Source organism: Nodularia sp. LEGE 04288 (assembly GCF_963896525.1).
Classification (GTDB): domain Bacteria; phylum Cyanobacteriota; class Cyanobacteriia; order Cyanobacteriales; family Nostocaceae; genus Nodularia.
Map to the genome: position 1 here is coordinate 36,637 of NZ_CAWQOY010000096.1, position 22,148 is coordinate 58,784.

The following is a 22,148-nucleotide window of genomic DNA, read 5'->3' on the forward strand; positions in this document are numbered from 1 at the left end:
CATGCCCCCAAATCTTGAAATCCCTTTTAGTTATTATATTGCGGCAGCCCTATTGCTCTTCTTCTTTATCGAAGCAGCAAGTAAAATACATCGGAGTTGGGCTATTCCCGCTTTGATGACCTACCTAACTACAGGAATGTGGTACTTCACCGAAGTCTTCTATACTCCTGAGCGGTTGACTATTTTTAATAGCTCTATTCTGGAGCAGGCTTACTATCAAATTTGTATTTTCCTGATTTTATTCCGTTGGTTACTGCCCAGTTTTACTCGCACCATAGGAAAATATTCATCTAAAGTCAATGCTTTCAACTGGTTTACCTTAAATCCTCATCGGTTACTGCAAATCTTGCTGGTGATGTGGATACTTTTATTCATTTATGGTATTAGTCGCTTAGACTGGAATTTTTTCCAAGCTTTACTTCCTCAAGGTGGACGCTGGTCTCCTAAACTATGGAATCGAGGTGCAGTTGGGGGGGGAACTGAGTTTATTGTTTCTGCTGCTGGGTACACTTACACTTTAATATGTGCGATGTTTGGGGTCTTGATTTTCTTTCAACGTCAACCCCAAGCTAAAGTAATTAATTTGGTGATGATAATCATCTCTTGGCCTGCTTTCTATCTTTCTGGCACACGAAACTCCTTTCTCGCTGTAGCTATGCCAGCATATATGACATATTTGTTGACTTCTCGTCACAAGTGGTGGGTGAAAGTAGCACTTTCGGCTGGACTATTTGTTTTGATTAACTACTTGATGTTAATCGCAATTAGCTTTCGTAATACGGGTATTGATGCTTATTTTGAAGGCGCTGCTACTCTAAATACTGAGAGTAAACATGAGGGTTTAAATATGGCTGAGGAATTATTTTATATCAATAAATTTTACGAACAAGGCGAATTAACTTTACAGTATGGGATGGACTATTTGGCTGAATCCCTAAATCTCATCCCTAGATTTATATTCCCGGATAAACCTCTAATCGGACACGAATATAATTTACTGCGAAACCCCAGCAGTGGGATTCAGGCAACAATCTCAGCCGGATTTATTGGGCGTGGAGTCCTGAATTTTGGCCCTTGGTTTGGACCTATTGTACCTGCTATTTTAATGGGACTTTGGAGTGCTTTCCTAGCGCGCCTTTGGAATCAAAGATCATCAATTTTACGGCTGTCACTTTTTTTAGTAGGTTTGGGGATTACACCAAACTTAGGGCGTGACATTACGCTTCTTGTTCTTTGGCCTATACTTTTTGGCTATGTTATTGTCCGCTATTTAGAACGCCTTGAACGTCGCCGAATGCTTAGATATGCAACTCAGTATCACTATTATAAACATGAATTGCGCTCCTAACAACTTACAAATAGCAATTTTATTTGCTAATTATGGTCCCTATCATATCGCCAGAGTTGCATCTGCCTATCACGCTTGCAAATCTAGCGGATGTAATGTTTTTGGCATTGAATTAGCTCGTTCAGAAGTAGAATATCCCTGGGAAATACAACTTGATAAATTTCCTGGTCAAATTCACTCAGTTATCGATGATGTTCCCCTAGAAAAAGTAAAATTTAGTCATTTATTTGGGAAATTAATCTCTCTCTTGAATCGAACTTGTCCTGATGTTATAGCAATTTCTGGTTATGCTCGTCCTTCTATGCTTGTTACTTTATTATGGTGTCTCTGGCATGGTAAATCTGCTATTCTTTTATCTGAAACAACAGAGAATGATGAACCTCGTTCTTGGTGGAAAGAAAAAATTAAAAAGTTGCTAATTACAAGATATAAAGCTGCCTTAGTAGGAGGACTACCACACAAGCGTTATTTAATCAAGTTGGGAATGCCCTCTGAAGCTATTTTTTTAGGCTATGACGTAGTTGGTAATGATGTTTTCCACCCTAATCAGATTAAATCCTTATCTTGTCCATTAGCTCAACCATTCTTTTTAGCTATTAATAGATTTGTTAGCAAAAAAAACTTACCATTTCTCCTTTCAGCTTATGCTAAATATCGTCAAACAGCAGGAACTGATCCTTGGGATTTAGTTCTCTGTGGAGATGGTGAACTACGTTTGCTAATAGAAGAGGAAATTACTAATCATAAAATGCAAAATTACGTCCATCTTCCGGGTTTTCTGCAACAAGATCAACTTTTACCTTATTTTGCTCATGCTAAATGCTTTATCCATGCTAGTGTTCAAGAACAATGGGGTTTAGTTGTAAATGAAGCAATGGCCGCAGGTTTACCAGTATTGGTTTCTAATCGTTGTGGCTGTTACGAAGATTTAATCATAGAAGGCGTTAATGGATTTGGTTTTGATCCAGAAAACTCTCAACAGCTAAGTGAATTGATGCTGAAAATGAGTTCGGGCGAGATTGATTTAGAGATAATGTCTAATGAGGTTTTAGAACATATTCAGCAATTCTCCCCTGACTATTTTGCCCAAGGTTTGATACAATCTGTTAGTCACGCTTCATCTCAACGTTAATGTATGAGAATTTTAATGGTTATTCCTGCTTTGGGAGATGTGTATGGTGGAACGACAAAAATTGTTCTTGAATTAGCAGAATCTCTTGGTAAATTAGGTGCTAATGTTGATGTTGTAGCTACTAATGCCAATGGGTCAACAACCTTAAGTTCACCTCTCAATCAGTGGATTAAAGAAAAATATTATAGAGTCCAATATTTTTCTTATTTCGATTTTATAGATTATAAATTTACTTGGTCAATGAGTAAATGGTTATTTGGCAATGTATCTAAGTATAATTTAGTCCATACTCATGCTATTTTTTCCTATCCAGTTCTCGCTGCGTATTGGATGTGTCAAATACACAAAATTCCTTATATTGCGACACCTCATGGAATGTTAGAACCTTGGGCATTAGCTTATAAAAGCTGGAAAAAAACAATCTATTTTAATTTTTTGGAAAAGCCATCATTACAAAAAACAAGTGCTATCCAAATGACAGCGGCTAGTGAAGTTAGCCAAATCAAAAACCTTAAATTAAAAGCTAATCCAGTTTTTGTACCTAATGGAATTCATAGAGAAAATTTTGACTCTCTCCCTGACAAAGAGATTTTTTATCATCAATTTCCAGAGACTAAAAATAAAAAGTTAATTATATTTTTAGGACGCATTGATCCCAAAAAAGGATTAGATTTATTAGCTAATGCTTTTGCTCAAGCATATCAAAAATTTCCTGATAGTCATCTGATTGTTGCCGGACCAGATAATACAGGATTTTTACCCACTGCTGAAAGCTACTTTATGAAAGCAGGTTGTAGAAATGCTGTCACATTTACGGGGATGTTGACAGGTTCTATTAAATATGCAGCTTTAGCAGCAGCTAACATCTATGTTGCCCCTTCCTATTCCGAAGGTTTTAGTATGTCAGTCCTAGAGGGTATGGCGGCGGGTTTACCCTGTGTCATTACCACTGGCTGTAATTTTCCAGAAGCTGGTGAGGCTGAGGTGGCTAGTGTTGTTGATATTAATGCTGATAAAATAGGCAATGCCTTAATGAAACTTTTGCAAGAACCTATTCAAGCGAAAAAAATGGGCGATCGCGCTCGGCAATTTATCCTAGAAAATTATACATGGGATCATATCGCCTCCAAAATGCTTTCAGTTTATCAAGACCTCATTACTCAGGGGAAATAATTTAAGCTAGTAAGTATTCAGCCGTCAAAGTCAACATTTAGTAAATAATCTGGTAGAAAAAACAATGTCCACAACTACTGATGAAAAATACGAATACTCATACCAAGATAGCGAAACAGAACACCATCATGCTTATATTATTCCGGCTCTGATGGAGATGATATCTGAATCTGCTCCTTTGCTTGAAAGTAAGCCAAAACCTCGCATTTTAGATATTGGTTGTGGTAATGGCAGTTTGACTAACTTAATTGCACAGTCTGGTTATGAAGTTGTGGGAGTCGAAGAATCAAAATCAGGAGTAGAATTAGCCAAACAAGTTTTCCCTAACTGCCAATTTATTCAAGGTAGTATTTATAATCTACCCTATGCAGAAATAGGAGACAATTTTGATCTTGTCATCGCTGCTGAAGTAATTGAGCATTTGTTTCTCCCCAGAGAATTAGTTAGAAATGCTAAAAAATGCCTGAAGCCAAATGGTCGTTTAATAGTGACTACCCCTTATCATGGCTATCTCAAAAATCTCATACTTGCTGTTTCTGGCAAAATGGATCAGCACTTTACTGCTCTCTGGGATGGCGGACATATCAAGTTTTTCTCTGTATCAACAATTACACAATTGCTAGAATTAGAAGGCTATGGAGATATAAAGTTTAAATTTGCCGGGCGCTTTCCTTATACTTGGAAATCAATTTTATGTTCTAGTACCCTTTCATAGTCAAAATTATTTTTGCCTACTTACCCGCTATGCTAGAACAAGTTACCATTTTAATTCTGACATACAACGAAGCACCCAACATTGAACGCACTCTTCAAAAACTTACATGGGCTAAGAGAATTGTTGTCATTGATAGTTATAGTACAGATGAAACTTTAGAGATTTTGTCTTCCTACCCTCAACTGGAAGTTTGTCAACGCAAATTTGATTCTTTTGCTAATCAATGTAACTATGGTTTATCAAAAATTACATCGGAATGGGTACTATCTCTAGATGCAGATTATATCTTAACTGATGAACTTATTAATGAAATTAAGACACTGCCAGTAGAAGCAGATATGGACAGCTACAGCTTCAGATTCAAGTATTGTGTCTTTGGTAAACCTTTACGTGGGACTCTACTTCCACCCCGCAAGGTACTGTATAAAAAGGAAAAGGCAATTTACAAAGATGATGGACACGCTCATCGGGTTTCAGTAGAGGGTAAATCCAGATTGCTTTCAGCATACATTCATCATGACGATCGCAAATCCTTAAGTCGTTGGCTATGGGCGCAAGAACGTTACATGGTGATTGAAACCAAAAAGCTCCGAGAAACTCCCAACAGTGAACTGAGTTTAGGCGATCGCATTCGTAAACAAAAAGTTATCGCACCCTTAATTATACTGGTTTATTGCCTGATCCTCAAAGGTGGTATTCTGGATGGTTGGCATGGTTTATATTATGCATTACAGCGAGTCTTGGCGGAAATCCTGCTCAGCATACATTTAATAGAAGCTAGGATTGATAAATAATTGGCTTAATTAGCCTACTTTTTCAGGTGTTAATATTGTATTAAATCACTTTTAGTTGGAGTGAATTATGATTTCTGGAATTATCAAGGGATTTTATTACTTGCTTTTAAAATATCCTATGAGATTTAGTGGTTGGTTTTATAAGAAATTTATATGTCCCAAAAGTGAATTAAAAGTTCACTTAGGACCAGGAAAATCTAACTATCTCAATGGCTGGCTGAATGTTGATGCTAATTTAATCACTGCCAAAGTGGATGTATGGTCTAATCTATTAGATCCCTTGCCATTTCGTAAGGAATCAGTAGATATCTTTTATTCACATCATGTTGTAGAACATTTACCAGATTCACATTTAATTGTCCACTTTCAAGAAATGTTTCAGGCACTACGTCCAGGAGGCGGTATACGTATTGGTGCGCCGAACATGGGTAATGCGTGTCGCAAATATCTTCAGGGTGACTATGATTGGTTTAGTAATTTCCCGGAAAATCGCAAGAGTTTAGGGGGAAGATTCACAAACATGATTTTTTGTCGAGGAGAACACTTAACAGCTTTAGATGAATCATATTTAGGTGAAATAGCTGAAAAATGTGGCTTTGTGGATATCTCATTTCCCTTACCTGTGAAGGAAACCAACTTGAAAGACCTGGGAATCAGCGAAGTTGTCTTGTCAAAAGAATATGAATCTGATTTTGCTTTTCCACACACAGTTATTTTAGAAGCTAGAAAACCAGAATAGGTATTTATTATAAATAATCACCTCAACGAGGGCGATCGCCTAAATAGCTAGAGTTGGCCGGATCGATTCGGGAAATTATAGAATACGGTAGAATCAAAACTAATTTCAGTTGATGCCATGTTGAAACTGAACAAAAAATACGGGTCTCTAATTTTAGCAGGTTTGATTTTGGGATTATTCAGCATGATTCCCATCCGACTAGCGATCGCCTATTACCATTCCCCCCATCCCCAAGCTATCCTCACCCTTGGAGGAGATCCGGTACGAGAACAATTTACGGCTCAATTTGCCCAAAAAAATCCCCAATTAGATATATGGGTTTCTAGCGGTACTTCCCCAAAACAAGCTCTTGCCATCTTCCAAAATGCAGATATTGCCAACCACCGCATTCACCTAGATTACCGTGCTGTTGACACTGTTACCAACTTTACCAGCCTCGTTGACGATTTTAAGCGCCAGCACATTCAGCATATCTATTTAGTTACCTCCGCTGATCATATGCCCAGAGCCAAAACTATAGCCACCTTAGTTCTGGGTAGTCAAGGCATAATTTTTACCCCTATCCCTATTCCGTCCCAAAACCCTAGAGAATCAATACTCCGCATTGTCAGAGATAGTGGACGTTCCCTATTGTGGATTGTATCGGGTCATACTGGAGCTAGCTTTCACCCTCGCTTTCGTGAGCCATCTTATGCGGCTAGATAAATACACTCTGGGCAGTTATACCCCTGGCGCACCCTACTGGAAACAGCTTTTGTGGTACTTCCTTGGTTCTCCCTTAGTTGAGAGTTCTTGGCTTCCCATTTCATCTGTGAAGGTGGGAACATTACGAATTTTTGGAGCTAGTATTGGTCAAGGTGTTCGCATTAAGCCAGGAGTGCGGGTGAAGTTTCCTTGGCGGCTAAGTTTAGGTGATTATGTTTGGATTGGTGAAGATACTTGGATAGATAACCTCGCTGATGTGACTATAGAAAGTCATGTTTGCTTATCTCAAGGTGTGTATCTCTGTACGGGGAATCATAACTGGAGTGACCCTAACTTTGAGTTAAAAATTGCCCCGATTTATCTTCAAGAAAGTAGTTGGATTGCGGCTAAGTCAGTCATTGGGCCTGGAGTTACTGTTGGTAGAGGTGCTGTGTTAACTCTAGGTGGAGTTGCGGCTAAATCATTGGCATCGATGACTATTTATGCAGGGAATCCGGCACAACCAATTAAGGAAAGGAAGATAGTATAACATTTCTTCGTGTGCTGAGTTACTTAGCTAGGAGGAATTTAGGGATTTCTCTGACATTTAAAACAAAAAGTAAAATAGATGTAACTCTAATTCATAAATTACAAGCAAAGGCATGAAGTTACCCAACCTTGATCCCCAAACTATTGATCGCATCATCGAAATGGCATGGGAAGATAGAACACCTATGGAAGCTATTGAGGCTCAGTTTGGGCTACAAGAGAAACAGGTAATTGCTTTAATGCGCCAGCAAATGAAACAATCTAGTTTCCAAATGTGGCGATCGCGAGTTACCAAACGCAAAACAAAACATTTAAAGAAGCGAGAGTTTATTGCAGGTAGATTTAAGTCACAAAATCAAAAATCCTGAATATGTGACAGATACGGCATTCTCCTGAAAATTTATCTTTTTGCCATTGTTGCTCCTGGCTAGGGGCGTTGCTGGGGTTTTTTTCAGAATAGAGGCGATCGCAATTACCGTCCTGACCTCCAAGACCTGAGTTTGGTGATGACAGGTTTTTCAGGTGTGGACAAATTGAGTCGATATTGGGTTATTGGTACATAAGAACCATTACCATCACGTATGGTTACGAGAAAGCCTGTTTGATTGTTTGGGTCTTTACTAATTTTATCGATGTAACCAAGCTGTATTTGTTTGATATTTAAGGGTTTTGCTTGTTGAAATCCTGGTTGGGAAATACAAACAATTGGCGTAGCATCTATATACTGACCTGAATAAAACCAATAAGTTTGTCCTTTGGTTTGAAATTCGGATTTGTACATCACCGTAAATCTGTCAAACTCGTCTAATTGCTGATTTTGTTTGCAGGTACTGTCAATATATGTTTCTTGAGCATTGGCGGGAGTGCTGGAAAATAACCCCAACATGAAACTCATCGCTAATGCAACTGTGAGTGTGGTTTGAGACTTTATCATTAGTTTATTAAAAAATTTGGTGCGCGATCGCTTTCAGGTCACAGGGTATTGGGACTGTTAAAACAGTTGGCACAAAGACTAGATATACTGATCTCTGAGGCATTGAGAACGCTGGTGCCAAGTTTGGTAATTCCGCCCTCAAAAACCTCAGATAATTGAGTGCTATTTAAAGCTTAAGGATAATTTTATCATGTCCCATCTGCCAACAGCCTTCACACAGCGACTCCTGCGGCTGATTACCTTTGTCATCTTCCTCACCCTGATTAGTGGTTTCATCCTTCCTGCTCCTACTTGGGCTGAGTCTTCTGGTTTAGGAGTTGATCATGGTCATCTGAGTTCTTGTCCCGCTTCCAATAACTGTGTTGTCAGCCAAGACGCTGATGCAAAACACGCCATTGACCCGATTACATATCATGTAGACCGCGATGCAGCAAGAGAAACTTTACTTAAAGTTCTCAGTGTTGTTCCCCGCACAGAGGTTGTAGAACAGACAGATAATTACATTCATGCTCTTTCTAAAAGCCGGATCTTTAAATTTGTTGATGATGTAGAGTTTTATTTCCCAGCCAATGAGCCAGTGATTCATACCCGCTCTGCATCTCGCATAGGAGAGTCGGATCTTGGTGTCAACCGCAGGCGTGTAGAGCAAATTCGTCTGGCTTTGCGCGATTTAAATATCTAATTTTAGTCTTATAAAATCAAATACATTCAAATTTTTCGGGGTTTGGGTGTAGTCCTCTCTGGGGCGATCGCATCGGGCGCAGTCTTGGTAGATATGCGGCGGGATTAATGATACTGTTTGAGCGATCGCTTTATTTATTAAAGAATTAGATTTTTTTATTCCGCGAGGATTTTGATATGTTGCCTTGGACTGGTCTAATCACCGCTCTCACACTGTTGCTGTATTTCGTGATCACCATTAATGTTGGTCGAGCCAGAGCCAAATACAAGGTGTCACCTCCCCAAATGACTGGAAACCCCGACTTTGAAAGAGTGGTGCGTGTTCAACAAAATACCCTAGAGCAAATGGTTTTTTTCTTACCGGCTTTATGGCTATTCTCTTTCTACGTTAGCCCATTATGGGGGTCGGCTATTGGTGCAGTTTGGGTTGTGGGTCGTATTGCCTACGCTTGGGGATACTATAAAGCAGCCGAAAAACGAGCCATTGGCTTTGCCATCAGTTCTCTAAGCAGTATAGTGCTACTTTTAGGTTCTCTGGTGGGTGTCATCCTATCTTTGGTGCAATCATAGAACTTCTCCAAAAGACGGTCTTTAGCACCCAGTCAAAATGAATAAATTTATTTATTTGGAATTATGACTGCTCAACGTTTCATTGATAACCGTCATAAATAACTTATTTAGAGGGATTTCCACTGCTTTCGCCATACAGGAAATTACACTTTTGGGAGCAAAAGAACAATACAAACCGGCTTCTAAAAACCAAGGTTCTCCCTGTGGGTCGATGCGGAAATCAAATAAACTGTAGTGGCGACAACCCAAAGCCTGATGACACTTCTTAGCCACTTCCTGAACCTTTTGGGTAATGGGATCATTCGGGTCTACAATCCAAGACTTCATATTGTCTTTAGCGCTAAAACGCAAATTACCATCATCGGTTTGTTGGAGTTTATCAGCATAACTGCGGATGGGTTTCTCTTCAGGGTCTAACTGATACTCTTCCAGGGGTAAACCTACTAACTCCCCATCTTGGACAATAATGCCACATCGGACTTCGCGACCGAGTTCGATGAATGTTTCTACAATCACCTCATCTGCATATTCAAATGCTTTCTGCAAAGCAGCCTCATAGTCACTAGCCTCTTTGACTAAAGCCACCCCTAAAGAGTTGTCAGAACTTACGGGTTTGATCACTACTGGAGGTGTAATTGTTGGCACATCTCCTGGGCGGAGCAGTTCTCCACTTGGCACGTTCACCCCTGCGGCGGCAACAATTGCTTTAGTTCTGCCTTTGTGGCTCGCTATTGCCATGATATCCGCAGTATTGCCTACGTAGGGGATATTCAGCAGGTCGAATAGGGCGCGGTAGTAAGTCATTCCCGGAAGACAAAACATTTGTGGTAACACGAGGTCAATGTTTTGCGTGGTGAGAAACTTGATGGCTTGAACCAGAGGAATCGGTTTGGTGAGAGCGATATCTTCTCGATTCAGGGAGCGAGGAAATCGCCACTGGCCATCAGGTGTAATATATGCAATATAAAAGTCATAGCGTGATCGGTCTGCCGTTGCTGTGAGGCAGTCTTGGGCGTAAAGGCGTGACAAATCACAGTAAAAATCATTGTGTGCAGACCCAACCAAATGAAGGATACGAAGTAATGGCATAATTCATCTTCCTATATACAGCAGTCTTCATTGAGATAAACAACAAATTTATCTGTGTTCAACCGTGGTTGATTATTTAGCCTTGTGGAGTGACAATATGATTAATTTCACGCAAAGGCGCAAAGACGCAAAGATAAAAATAGTCTTTTAGTCGCCACCTAATTCCACCAGTTTGCCAATATTGAAATCTATTTTTACCCAGCCTTTGAGTTGTTGCAGGTTCTTTAGCAAAAGTAAGGGAATCTGCCAGTGATACAAAGTTAAAAATGGTACAGGGTCATCAAGTTGGTAAATGGCATCAGTTCCTTGCAATAGGGTATTAACCGATGTTTGCAACTGTTTCCAGGAACGGATACCAGTTAGTCGCCAAATTTCGTGATATATCCAGTAAGTGGGCTTGCTACTTGCTAGGGGTTCGGTGAGGTTAGGTAGGGGAGTTTTACCAAGATAGGCATCTGCCACACCAGGATGATTGTAAAACATTGTGATTGCTGAATGAGTCCGGGGATTGCATTCAATGGCGTAAACTGTACCGGATTCAGCTTGAATAAAATCGAAAGAAACTTGTCCAGTCAGTGCCAAACTCTGGACGAAGTGTTGCACCCATTCCCGAATTTGCGGATTTTCGACGTTTTCATAGTTGATTTGAAACGCAGAAGAGTTTGAACAACAATGCAATCTTAATTCTCCGTCCCGCACTGTACTATGTGTGCATAACTCCTTACCAGGAATAAACTCTTGCATAATCCAAGGGTTTTCTGAACTGATGGGTAAAGTGTTGACAAAGGCGACTGTCTCTTCTGGGGTGTCGCAGGGCAGTTTGGTTAAATTTAAGCGACGAACGGAATCGTAAGCAATATTTTTTAGGATATATTTGTGGGTTTCTTGACTAAAATCAAAATTGATCACTTGTTGAGGATCTGTAATTTTAAAGGATTTGGGGACAGATAAACCAAGCGATCGCGCTTGATCAGTAAAGGCAAATTTATCATCGAGCATCTTGGTAACATCTGCATCGAAGTGGAAAACTTCGCAGTATTCTGATAATGCCGGTTTTGCTAAAGAGTCGTAGTAACTAGCTACAGGACTGCATACAGGGACATAAACGTCAACTTTCTCCTTTTTAACGATTTCTACGATCGCCTGGATATAGCCTTGTGGGTCTGATTGCGGTGCGGGAACTGTATAAAAACCACTGACAGCTTTGGAGAATCTATGCCCAGATAACCAGTATTTGTGACCTTCAATCAGTATCACTCGATGTCCGGCTGCATGGAAGCAACGAGCCAGTTGCAATGCTTTGGTCATCTTGGCTCCACTCACTAAGATAGTCTGAGGATGAGCCGCGACGACAGCTTTTTTTCTGAATGGCGATCGCACAACGCCCCACAACAAAGATATCAACACTATCAAAGCATTAAACGGCAAAGCTATAAGTAATAACGTCAAAGTACCGAGAGTCTGGAATAAAGCTACTATCTTTACCCTAAAACCCATTGATGACGTGGGAGATTCCGCCAGAGATAAAGAAATTGATTGTGCCATAAGTCTTTGAAAGTACGAAAAGTAAGGGGTAGCCCTCTCAAAAGATTCCTCTTTAACCTCTTTACTCTGTGTCCTCTGCGTCTCTGTGGTTAAATAAAATTCTTTTCAAACCACGGAGGCACAGAGAACGCTGAGGAAAAAAGGAAGTTTACGCGACGCGTCTAATTAGGGTGACACCATCTCTGATGGGTAACAAAACTTGTTCTACACGAGGATCGGCGGCGACAACACGGTTGAACTGTGCGATCGCTTCACCATTGGCGGTGCGTTGGTCTGCGGGGAGGTAAACTTGTCCTTGCAACAAAGTATTATCCACGCAGATTAAACCATCGGGAGTCAGTAACTGATGCTCCAAAATAGTCTGGAAGTAATCTACATACTCCTTTTTATCGGCATCGATGAAAATCAAATCAAATGATTCTTTTCTAGCTGCTAGCTTGTGGATTGTCTCTAAGGCTGGTGCAACCTCCACAATGATTTTTTTGCCGTGAGGAGATGCACTAAAGCATTCCTGAGCAAATTGGGCGACATAGGGGTCTACTTCACAACCTATGAGTACCCCATCACTGGGTAGTGCTTCTGCCATTGCCAAGGCTGAATATCCTGTAAACATTCCTACTTCCAGAATGCGCTTGGCTTTGGTCATGTGAACAAACATTTTTAATGTCTGTCCTTCCAGATGTCCTGAGAGCATTTCCTGCTCTAGTTGACGCACTGTTTCGCGATCGCTAAAACGTTTTCCCCAGTCTTCTTTGCTGGTTTTTTGCGCCAATGCTTTTAATGCGCTCGATTCCGGCGTAGTGTAATCATCCAAATAGGGATCTAAACCTGCGGCTAATTCCACTCCCTGGCGCAGAGAATCTAATATTTCTGGGGAAATCTGACTTTCTTGGGCTAATTTGAGAGTTTTCTGTAGCAGGGCTACTAAAATGCTGTGTGGCGTTATCGGTCTAGCTGTTTCTTTTCCTACAATACTGGTCATATCTTCACACCCCCAATAGCGTGGCTTCTTGACTTTCAATGTATGCGTCAACGCCGGCTCCACCACGAGGGTATTTAGCACAAAGACGTTTGTGTTCAGCTAACGCAGCATCAAGTTCATCACGGTTGAGATCATTGACAAAGAAGCACTCACCAATAGGACGAGGCATAGCGGCGCGTTGTTTGCCGTCTCGTGTTAGGCTAATAGACTTTGTAGCATCCCAAAGCAAATCGCCATTTAGTAGAGGATGATCGAGAGATAAACCAATTTTACTCATTAAGTCTAGAATGCGATCGCGTTCCCCTGTAGGAATATAGCCCCGTTGTGCAGCAATAGTTGCAGACAAAGCCATATCTATATTCACCGCATGACCATGATAGAGAGGTACACGAGGTGCTAATTCTAGAGTAGGACTCCAAGTGTGTCCATAGGCAATCACTCGATCCAAGTCTAATTCATGCAAGTTAGGAGTCTCTAACTCCAGCATAGTTTTGATAGCTTCGTAGTTGACTGTATGAGCAATTTCTTTGATTTCCGGTGTCGCATTCACCTGTCCAAAGTGAGTCGAAAGCAGTTGTTCGCCATATTCGTATAGCAGTTCAAACACTTGTGAATTAGACACTACAGCGATTTTTACTAACTCTGCCATCCCATTGCGAACTTGAGATGTTGGCAAGGTCTGCAAAAATGAGAAATCCAGAATCACTTTCAAAGGTGCATGATATGCTCCCAAGCGATTTTTCAACTTGCGATGATTAACGGCGACCTTAATTGCTACACCTGCATCAATTAAACCAATTAAGGTGGTGGGAACGCGAATAAAATTGCTCTTGCGACGGTAAGCAGCGCAAGCAAACCCAGCCACATCAGTAATTAGACCACCACCAACGACTAAAACTGGTTCTTTCCGAACTAAACCAAAGTCGGAAAAAGCATCAACAATTTTTTCAAAGCTAGCAAGGCTTTTATCTGGCTCGGAAATAATGATCGGAAATACTGTCAGATCAATGTCATAGTGCTTAAAATATGACCTGATTTGCTTGCCATAAAGTTCATAGACATTGGCATCAATCACAGTCAAACAGCGACCAAATTTCGCGTAACTATCGGCAATTTCTCGGTTTTTAAGATCAAATGCACCGTTCACATAAACAAGGCTAAAATCAATTTTTTCGTAACCTTCTACGTGAAATGCAGTTTCTGTAGCTTCAAACGATGCTTGAACTTTATTCATCTCTCTTGACCTTATTCCAAGTAAAAAATTGTGAAATTTCGGGCTTAATTCCTATTTAGCCTAATGTCAGCCAGTCAGAAATTATGCTTTTAATCCTTTGAGATTAAAGACACAACAAAATAGGCTTGCAATAAAAAAGCGAAGCTTGATTACTGGCTGGCGATGTTATTAAACAACGCCGTTTATTTGATTGAGTAAATTCTGTAGGTGGCTTCACCTCTAATTCGAGATTACCTCTAAATTAGTCAACTAGTCCCACTAGCAATATTTTGCTAAGTAATTGCACTCCCTCTTTCGGGATTGTTGACACTAATTTGGAAAATTTATCTGAATTTAGATGTATTCCACTATGTTTAATTTTAGTGGCTTTCCGATTGTGAGATTTCGTGAAACTCCTGTCCTGGAGAAATGTTCGTATCGTTTATCTCCAAGCTTTAATTTGAGCTTAGAACCATGATTCACTCTTAATTCGCTGTTTCTTAGCATGACTATCAAACCTTATATTGCTAAACTCGCTACATTCTATTTGGTTCAGAATGACAGTGGATTTTGAGGATTTTTTCCGGAATTTTGAGGAATTCCACTACTTTTGACTCTAGCAACTTTCCGAGCATTGAATTTGGCAAAACTCCTATGTTTCTAAACTACTGATATTGTCTATTTACAAGCTGATATTTGTGATTATCGCCATGATTAATTCCCAGTTAGCTGTTTTTTAGCATGACTCTGAAAACATTAAATGGCTCAAAACGAACATGGTTGACTACTCTTTGTGGAGAATGTCAGTATCATTTGTCTCTCTTTCAGTCCAGTTACTACCCAGTATTCAAAATCACTGCCTTAGTAGCTCCTGAAAATTCAGGATTTGAATATATCTGAGTTAAATGTAACAAACCTTAAAGTTTTTTTCAGGAATGGGCGTGTGTTAAAAAAATGCTAAATCTGTTTGAATTAGCTTTCTAGTTCTCAATTAAGCTGGTTTAGCTTAAAACAGCAAATTATTTGCTGCTCAGTAACTTAGAAGCACGATACAAAACATAACATTAGAATAATATGAATCATAACATATGTAAATCATTAAACCAGCATTTTTTGCAAATGAACGCAAAAATCAAGGTTCTAGCTCTTGTGATCAGCCTGACAGCATGGCGATGAGCTATGTTTTGCATGATAAATTTGTTGTTCAGCGATCGCTCACAAATCCGCTAATATTGATTAAGTTTGATTACGTTTAGGTCTAAAAGATAACAACGCTCATTGTAGGTGCTACTAATCTTCTTAGCCGTGATTTGTATCACTGCGAAGTATCCTTGGTATGAGTGCGCGAGTGTAATTTGTCAAGATTCTTCAGATATATTTTGATGCAAAGTATGATGGGTTTTCCAAAAAATTCTCAGAAAATTTAATTTAAACATTATGAAGTGGACGCATTACGTGGGACGATGCTAGCTAATGATACTAGTGTCTATGGTATTGCTTGGGACTGGATGATTCTCTTGTTAACATTAATAGGCTTGATCCTTATCTATGGACGACTTTATCTACGGGCGGCAATGTAATCAGGAGAACAACAAGCATTATGGAACTCGATAAACCTACTCAGGGCGTAACTTCCTCTGAATGTGCTGCTAAAGTAATGGAGACAGTTCCGTTAATGATGCGGTTTATCCGAGCGGATATGCGAGTTCACAGTGCTGCTTCCTTATCGATACCACAGTTGCGATCGCTAGCCTTCCTCAACCGCAATCCAGGTGCTTCACTCTCTGAGTTGGCAGAACATCTGGGTGTCACCTGTGCTACAGCATCAGCAACCACGGAACGGTTAGTACAACGCAACTTAGTCCAACGCATAGATGATCCCCAAGAACGGCGGCGAGTTCTCTTGAATCTGACTGATGAGGGAAGACATCATTTAAAGCAATCCCAAGACCAAACTCGCGCTCATATTGCCGCACTTTTGGATCATCTCACACCAGAGCAAATTGCCCATATTGAAGAAGGGTTGGGTCTACTGAAAAATGTCTTCGAGCCAACAGAAATTAAACATATAAATAGGTCGGAGTAAATAAAGTTAACTGGCTAGGGTCGTCATTTGTCCTTTGTCATTGGTCATTGGTGAGGGTTTCAGGAGTATTTACATATAATAAGTTTGATTATCCGTTTATGTCTGGAATACGGCACTACGTGCCTGTTCCTCCGGGGCTTTCAGACTGCCGTTAAGTTTTTGGTAATTTCAAAAAGCATTGTATTGCAAATAAAAGTACAATCCATTTTCTTGCCATGTCCCTTTATTGTTGGAGTCAACAGATACTAACGGAATACCCCAGTCAAGACGAGCCGTGAAGCGATCGCCCTGTGACCATCGTAAACCTAAACCAATGGCGGCTAAGGTGTTAGGGTCAGGATTTTCTCTACCAGAATTATTCCAACCCACGCCAAAATCTGCAAAGGGAATCACCTGCAATATACCACCGATGTTAGCTGCCCGTAGGATTGGGACTTGTACCTCAGCTGAAGCTAAAGCACCATTGTCAGTTAACAAGAAATTTTGACGGTAACCCCGCACACTACCCAAGCCTCCCAAGCCCCACTGCTCTAAAGGCAAAAGCGGCCTGGATGCAAGTTGCGTATTTGCACGTAGTAAAAGTAAAGTTTCAGGGGCTAATAGACGTACCCACTGAGCTTGTCCCTGCCACCCGAAAAAGCGACCATCGGGGGGTTCAGGATTAATTGTGGCATTTAACGCCCCGATACCCAAATTAAATTGTGACCTGAGCGCAATGACTTCCTGGCTGTTGCGAGTCGTCCATTCTTGGAAAAACCGGAACGCGGATATGCGTGTACGTCCGGCTTCATCAGCTCCCAGGGAAAGGAAAGGTATGCGTTCTGCTTCCAGATAAGAGGCTTCACTTTCGATGCGAGAAGCTGTCACACCAAGGGCAAATTCCTGGGTGGGAGTTTGGACTAATGGCTGGCGAAATGTCAATTCGTAGTAGCGAGAAGAAGATTGGATATCTAGAACGTTGAAAGGACGTTCAATCACATTGCCAGAGGCAGTACCAAAGTTAAAACTGAGTGTTCCGTTGTGAGGATTGAGGGGTAGTCGGTAACTAGCATCTAAGGCATTGCTACCATCGGTGTTGGTATAAGTTACATTCAGACCATCTCCTATTCCCAGTAAGTTAGCTTCGTTAAATTGTAACCTCCGCCGGAAACTACCTACGGCTGGCGATCGCCCATTATCTAAAACTACTTGGGCGCTAAAGGATTTCGCCTCTTTAATTTCCACTTGTAGCAGACTGGTATTGGGGCGCAACCCTGTTGACAGTTCAGCCGACACACTTTCGATCAAAGGATTAAGTTGCAAAAGTTGCAATCCCTCCAATAAACGCTCCTGATTCAAAGGCGGGGTAGTGGCGATCGCCAGACGGCTACGGATATAATCGGGGTTCAGTCGCTCAGTCCCACTAATTTTGATATCCTCCAATTCACCTTCCACCACCTGAATTTTAATCACACCAGACTCAATCTCTTGAGGTGGAACATAAGCGCCAGAAGTAATGTAGCCCTTATTGACGTATAGTTGTGTAATTTGAGAACGAGCCTGAAAAAGTTCCCTCATCGTGATTGGCCGTTTAGTAAACTCAGCCACAGCTTCAGCTAACTCCGACGCACTAAATACTGTACTGCCCAGAATTTCAAACCTTTCCACAGTAATAGTTTCAGCCGCCTCACTGGGGAATACATCTTCTGGAATGGAACTTGGCAGCAAAGGTGGAAGTAAGTCTACTGGTGGCGGTAATAGCGGTTGTGGTGTTGGGAGTGGCGCAGGTGAAGGTGGTTGGATATCCTGCGGCGGCGGGAATCTCTGGGAGAAGATCAAATTTTCCTTTAGTACTTCTTCGGCTTGAACAGGCAGAAGTCCAAAAGTGATACTCCTAAGTAAAAATATACTTACAAGCAGCCAAAACAACAGAGATTTTTTGCGAGCATCCCAACTTGGTAAAAACATAAAATACTCATACAAAAAACCTATTAAAACCTCTTTCCTTGGCGTTCTTTGCGTCTTGGCGGTTTGTTTATTCATATTTTTACTTCAAAACCAATTACCAACTAACACATAGGCAGCCCAGTAACCAGGGCGACGATAATTAGGATAGTTGGTTAATAATTTTACTTGAGCGCGGCGCAAAGCTTCTGCTTTAGTCACTTTATGATTAACTAATTCATTGTAAAATTCCCCAATTAAGATCGCAGTAGATTGATCATTGATGTGCCACAGTGAAGCGATTGTGCTGCGTGCGCCTGCTTTTATAGCTGCACCGGCTAACCCTAATGTAGCCCGATTGTCACCTGTGGCAGTTTGGCAAGCACTCAAAACTAATAATTCTAAAATTTGTTGACTAGTGTCGCTCTGACTGCGGAGCAAATTATCGAACTGTAGAACATTGATAGTACCATCATTCGCTAAAATAAAAGTCTCTTCCGGGCGAGAACTAAACTGCCCATGAGTTGCCAAATGTAAGACATTAAAAGGCAAAGTAGTGACATTGCTTTCGAGAGTGCTGCTGGTAAAGTCTTGATCTAGTAGTTTTTTGGTAGATGCTCCTGTTTGAGCAATCAGGTCAAATTCTAACTTGATTCCTGGTAAAGCTGAGAATGTGGAAAAACCCGGAGGTGGTTCCACTAAACCAGCCGCGAGTACATTCAGTGGTGTTTCAGCCAGAGGTTTGGGAGTTAATAGCCCAAGCCCTAAACTGAGAGCAACAGCGTATTTTTCTACCAAATATTTCTCGCCGTCATAAAGAGCAGCTAGGGGAATATTTCTTAATGCTCCGTCTAAAACGAAGACCAAAGTATTAACTTGATTTGTGGTGAAATCAGATTCAATAGGTTTAATTAACCAGTTATAGACTTCTTGGGAAAGGACTTGTACTTCCTCTGTTCTATCTGGTTCTAAAATATATTCCCGCAGTTCTGCCAAAGTGCGCTCAACTTCAACCTGGGATTTTTTAACTGTATAATGACGCAGTGGTTGTTGAGGAATTTTGACAATTACTTGAAGTTCCTCTGGCAGAATAATTGGGTAGAGGATGGCAGTGTGGGGATTTTCCTTGTCTACTACTTGATCTAAAAGCACTTTCTGTCCTTCTAAACAAGCTTCTCGGAAAAAGTTATCTAGTTCTGCTAACTGTAAAGCCTCTATCCTTGTTCTAGCTTTATCTAATGTTTTAACGTTTGGTTTTTCGTCTGAATTTTGCAGCAGCAAAGCCACCGATTCCCGATAAACTGGCTCTACATTGTCGCGGAAATTAAACTGGATATTTTGATTGACTGCTACTAAGTCAGTACGTAGAGACTCTAATGTTTCTATAGCTGCATCATAAGCGGCGATCGCTCCGGTAAAATTACCTTGGTCTTTGAATAATCTACCCATCTGCCATTGCCACAAATAAGCAATTTCCAGCGCGTTGCTAGTTTGCGCTAACATCAAAGCCTGTTCTGTCAGGTTAATAGCCTCAGTAAATTGTTGTGTTTTTTCATACAAAGTCCCCAAATTCCCTAAAGCATAGGCTTCGGCGCGGATATCATCCAAACTCCGGGCTTGCTGTACAGCAGTAGCTAGGAGTTGAGCAATTTGGGATGTGGGAGTATTTAAACTACCCAAGCTGTGAGCAAAGTTAATGCGGGCGTAAATCGATGGGCGTGAAGGTGGAAGTTCTTTCAGCTGAGATTGAAGTTCGGGAATTAAAATTTGGGCTGCTGCAAATTGTTTTTCCTCTATGAGTAAATTCAGATGATTGAGTCGGGCTTGAACTTTTGTCAGAGGTGAAGGTGAGATTTCAAACGTTTGCTGATAAAATGCGATCGCCTGGGGTATTTTTTGTTCTATCTGAGCATTATTACCTAAACTGAGCAGACTTAAAGCCATATTTTCTGGTGAATTAAGTCTTTGGTAAATTGCTAAACTTTGTTCTAAAGCCAGACGAGATTTTTCTAACTCGCCCACATTCTCTAATGTATCACCCAGCGAAAGCAAAACTGCTGCCTTCGCCAAAGAATCATCCTGAGATGCTAAAGTTTGATTTACCTGTTTTACCTTCTCAATAGCTTGCTTATTAAAACCTTGATTGCGTAATGCTTGAACTTGATAAATTATAGCCAAAGCCGCACCATTTTTATCGCCGAGTTTAGTGTAAATATCTTCAGTTTGTTTCCAAGTATCCAGAGCGGCTTCTAGTTTTCCTGTCAAAAGTTGTAAGCGCCCTTGGATATCTAGACTTTGAGCTAAAACTGCTAAATTTGTATTGGTTGTGCCTGCTTGTTGAAATCCTTGTAAATTTAAGCTGGTATTAATAGTTAATTGCGCTTGTTGCCAATCACCAATTTGTTGATAAGCCAGTGATAAATTGCTCAAAGCTACAGCTTGCTTTAAAGTATTTCCCTGCTGTTGATATTCTTGCACAGCTTGTTGTAAACTCTCCACGGCTTCGGCAAATCTGCCAGTTTCATATAATATTTGGCTTTCAGCAATGTTATTCTGTGAATCAAATGATAGAATTTCACTTTCAGAAATATTACCCCAAGCCGGAGTCACCAAAATACATATACATACACTTAGTAAAACCAATAAACAAAAATTTATTAACTTACTTTTTTGATATCTTTGATTTTTCACCAGTCCCCACACCTCCTAAAAAGAAATCAAAAAATGAATTTATAGCAAACAGAGACACTCCAGATGCAGAGAGACAGAATTAAATAAAGACTCATAAATTCTTGGCGTTTTTGGCGACTTGGCGGTTCGATACTCCTAAATTAAAAACGTAAAATTTCCCGCTCATATTCTTCCGGTAAAGGCGTAACTTCCCAAACTAACCCTTCACCACGTTCTAACATCACTTCTACATACAAATTTTCTACAGGCGTTGTCGCCGTATCTTCATTGTTGGGAAATGGTTGTAAGTCTTCCGTGAGTAGTCTGAGTTGCAACCCTACAGGAATCATATTTTCTGAATTTGCATTGCGTAATTCAAAGCGCCAAATTTGTTCTTCGGGATTGCCTTTAGGAAAAACTCGTAATTCATAAGTATGATCAGCTATGAGTATTTGGCGAGATAAGCCTAAAATAGAAGTTTGACTTTCTCGACTCCTCATTCCTGAAGGCAAAGCTGTAAATTGTCGTATTTCCCAGCCTAGTTGTTGAGCAAAATTTGATACCCCTTCTTGAAGCCATTGCCCGATTGATGCTGGTTGTGCAACTCCTTGGCGCAATTCATACAAGCTTTGTCGCCAACCGCCATGAGCGATTAATGCACCCCAGAGAGGAAAGGGAACTTCTAAACGAGGAAATTTGATTTCTGCGTTACTTAATCTTTGGAGTAAATTGGCTGCTTGAGTTTGGGGTAAAGGTGGTAAGTCAGTCACCGATGCACGTCTAATTTCTTCAGCATATAATTGGTGAGTTATCCAAAGCACATTCAAGTCTGGGATGAGATGATCAGATTCTAAACTGTAAGTGCGATCGCCTGGATCATAAACCCCCAGAGTTTTCAATTGTTGGTGAGTTGTATAGCCTACAATTCTGATCCATTCCTCATCAGGATTTACCTGTACCGCTAAGTAATAATCAGCCACCCATTCTGGAATATCCACCCATTCTTGAGGTACGCGCAACTCATCCACATCCATTGCTAAGGTAGGAAGTAACACCAAGCGGGAGTTATCAAAACTCATCGCTGTACCATTGACTATTTCCCAAAAACTCGGTAAAGCAGCTGTATTGGGATGCACTCTCGCATTGGGTGTAATTTCCGCTTGCAACCAAGCTAAAAATGTCGTTAAACAAATTTGATTGATCCAAGCACGCTGATCACCACCAGGGGTAGAATAATTATGTTCTAGAGGTTCTGATGTCGGAACCATTTCTAGAACCAATTCATGATCAACAGCGAAAGCAACAGCAGCATCAAACATAA

21 protein-coding genes are annotated in these 22,148 nt (G+C 40.6%); 13 read left to right on the forward strand and 8 right to left on the reverse strand.

The genetic code is table 11. The annotated features are described in order from the left end of the window. Position 1: 1 nt before the first annotated feature. From AACX33_RS08670 to AACX33_RS08710, 9 genes are all read left to right on the forward strand, one after another. The gene (locus tag AACX33_RS08670; RefSeq protein ID WP_193998703.1) at positions 2-1,348 is read left to right on the forward strand and encodes a hypothetical protein; all 1,347 of its coding nucleotides are present in this window, start codon (positions 2-4) and stop codon (positions 1,346-1,348) included. Then, on the forward strand, positions 1,332-2,480 hold the full coding sequence (locus tag AACX33_RS08675) for a glycosyltransferase (protein ID WP_193998704.1): 1,149 nt from the start codon (positions 1,332-1,334) through the stop codon (positions 2,478-2,480). Before AACX33_RS08670 ends, AACX33_RS08675 begins: the two co-directional genes overlap by 17 nt. A 3-nt stretch (positions 2,481-2,483) precedes the next feature. After that, the gene (locus AACX33_RS08680) at positions 2,484-3,653 is read left to right on the forward strand and encodes a glycosyltransferase (RefSeq protein WP_193998705.1); all 1,170 of its coding nucleotides are present in this window, start codon (positions 2,484-2,486) and stop codon (positions 3,651-3,653) included. Between the two features lie 64 nt (positions 3,654-3,717). Then, positions 3,718-4,368 carry a class I SAM-dependent methyltransferase gene (locus AACX33_RS08685; RefSeq protein ID WP_193998706.1) on the forward strand — a complete coding sequence of 217 codons (651 nt, stop codon included), beginning with the start codon at positions 3,718-3,720 and terminating at the stop codon, positions 4,366-4,368. 29 nt (positions 4,369-4,397) lie between these two features. After that, positions 4,398-5,162, forward strand: coding sequence for a glycosyltransferase family 2 protein (locus AACX33_RS08690; protein ID WP_193998707.1), 765 nt, complete (start codon positions 4,398-4,400; stop codon positions 5,160-5,162). Positions 5,163-5,229: 67 nt separating this feature from the next. After that, positions 5,230-5,901 carry a class I SAM-dependent methyltransferase gene (locus AACX33_RS08695; RefSeq protein WP_193998708.1) on the forward strand — a complete coding sequence of 224 codons (672 nt, stop codon included), beginning with the start codon at positions 5,230-5,232 and terminating at the stop codon, positions 5,899-5,901. Between the two features lie 117 nt (positions 5,902-6,018). Next, positions 6,019-6,606: a YdcF family protein gene (locus AACX33_RS08700; protein WP_193998709.1), complete on the forward strand. Its 588-nt coding sequence runs from the start codon at positions 6,019-6,021 to the stop codon at positions 6,604-6,606. After that, positions 6,593-7,135 (forward strand): WcaF family extracellular polysaccharide biosynthesis acetyltransferase, encoded by a 543-nt coding sequence (locus tag AACX33_RS08705; RefSeq protein WP_193998710.1) that lies wholly within the window; start codon positions 6,593-6,595, stop codon positions 7,133-7,135. The genes AACX33_RS08700 and AACX33_RS08705 overlap by 14 nt, the downstream gene beginning before the upstream one ends. Positions 7,136-7,247: 112 nt before the next feature. Then, complete coding sequence (locus tag AACX33_RS08710; RefSeq protein WP_193998711.1) at positions 7,248-7,502, forward strand: TIGR03643 family protein; 255 nt, start codon at positions 7,248-7,250, stop codon at positions 7,500-7,502. Positions 7,503-7,606: 104 nt separating this feature from the next. On the opposite strand, the gene AACX33_RS08715 is transcribed toward AACX33_RS08710, so the two are convergent. Then, complete coding sequence (locus AACX33_RS08715) at positions 7,607-8,068, reverse strand: hypothetical protein (RefSeq protein WP_193998712.1); 462 nt, start codon at positions 8,066-8,068, stop codon at positions 7,607-7,609. A gap of 190 nt (positions 8,069-8,258) precedes the next feature. Between AACX33_RS08715 and AACX33_RS08720 the strand changes: the two genes are divergently transcribed. Both AACX33_RS08720 and AACX33_RS08725 read left to right on the forward strand, forming a co-directional pair. Next, on the forward strand, positions 8,259-8,750 hold the full coding sequence (locus tag AACX33_RS08720; protein ID WP_193998713.1) for a DUF1499 domain-containing protein: 492 nt from the start codon (positions 8,259-8,261) through the stop codon (positions 8,748-8,750). Positions 8,751-8,926: 176 nt separating this feature from the next. After that, positions 8,927-9,319: an MAPEG family protein gene (locus AACX33_RS08725; RefSeq protein WP_193998714.1), complete on the forward strand. Its 393-nt coding sequence runs from the start codon at positions 8,927-8,929 to the stop codon at positions 9,317-9,319. A gap of 51 nt (positions 9,320-9,370) precedes the next feature. On the opposite strand, the gene AACX33_RS08730 is transcribed toward AACX33_RS08725, so the two are convergent. The 4 genes from AACX33_RS08730 to AACX33_RS08745 form a co-directional block, all read right to left on the reverse strand. Continuing rightward, entirely contained in the window at positions 9,371-10,408 is a 1,038-nt protein-coding gene (locus AACX33_RS08730; RefSeq protein ID WP_193998715.1) for a D-alanine--D-alanine ligase family protein, read from the reverse strand. A gap of 147 nt (positions 10,409-10,555) precedes the next feature. Continuing rightward, complete coding sequence (locus AACX33_RS08735; protein WP_193998716.1) at positions 10,556-11,953, reverse strand: ATP-grasp domain-containing protein; 1,398 nt, start codon at positions 11,951-11,953, stop codon at positions 10,556-10,558. 148 nt (positions 11,954-12,101) lie between these two features. Beyond that, complete coding sequence (locus AACX33_RS08740) at positions 12,102-12,935, reverse strand: O-methyltransferase (RefSeq protein WP_193998717.1); 834 nt, start codon at positions 12,933-12,935, stop codon at positions 12,102-12,104. A gap of 4 nt (positions 12,936-12,939) precedes the next feature. Further along, positions 12,940-14,169: a sedoheptulose 7-phosphate cyclase gene (locus AACX33_RS08745; RefSeq protein WP_193998718.1), complete on the reverse strand. Its 1,230-nt coding sequence runs from the start codon at positions 14,167-14,169 to the stop codon at positions 12,940-12,942. A 1,421-nt stretch (positions 14,170-15,590) separates the two neighbouring features. Between AACX33_RS08745 and AACX33_RS08750 the strand changes: the two genes are divergently transcribed. Both AACX33_RS08750 and AACX33_RS08755 read left to right on the forward strand, forming a co-directional pair. Next, positions 15,591-15,728 (forward strand): hypothetical protein, encoded by a 138-nt coding sequence (locus tag AACX33_RS08750; protein WP_322744530.1) that lies wholly within the window; start codon positions 15,591-15,593, stop codon positions 15,726-15,728. Between the two features lie 20 nt (positions 15,729-15,748). After that, positions 15,749-16,234: a MarR family winged helix-turn-helix transcriptional regulator gene (locus AACX33_RS08755; RefSeq protein ID WP_193998719.1), complete on the forward strand. Its 486-nt coding sequence runs from the start codon at positions 15,749-15,751 to the stop codon at positions 16,232-16,234. A 168-nt stretch (positions 16,235-16,402) separates the two neighbouring features. Here AACX33_RS08755 and AACX33_RS08760 read toward each other — a convergent pair whose 3' ends face one another. The 3 genes from AACX33_RS08760 to AACX33_RS08770 all read right to left on the reverse strand — a co-directional run bounded on the left by AACX33_RS08760 (position 16,403) and on the right by AACX33_RS08770 (position 22,146). Beyond that, positions 16,403-18,181: a ShlB/FhaC/HecB family hemolysin secretion/activation protein gene (locus AACX33_RS08760; protein WP_193998750.1), complete on the reverse strand. Its 1,779-nt coding sequence runs from the start codon at positions 18,179-18,181 to the stop codon at positions 16,403-16,405. A gap of 84 nt (positions 18,182-18,265) precedes the next feature. Beyond that, on the reverse strand, positions 18,266-20,767 hold the full coding sequence (locus AACX33_RS08765) for a CHAT domain-containing protein (RefSeq protein WP_227788983.1): 2,502 nt from the start codon (positions 20,765-20,767) through the stop codon (positions 18,266-18,268). A gap of 221 nt (positions 20,768-20,988) precedes the next feature. After that, a complete protein-coding gene (locus AACX33_RS08770) occupies positions 20,989-22,146 on the reverse strand; it encodes a DUF1822 family protein (protein ID WP_193998720.1) in 1,158 nt (385 codons plus the stop codon). Between the last annotated feature and the right edge of the window lie 2 nt (positions 22,147-22,148).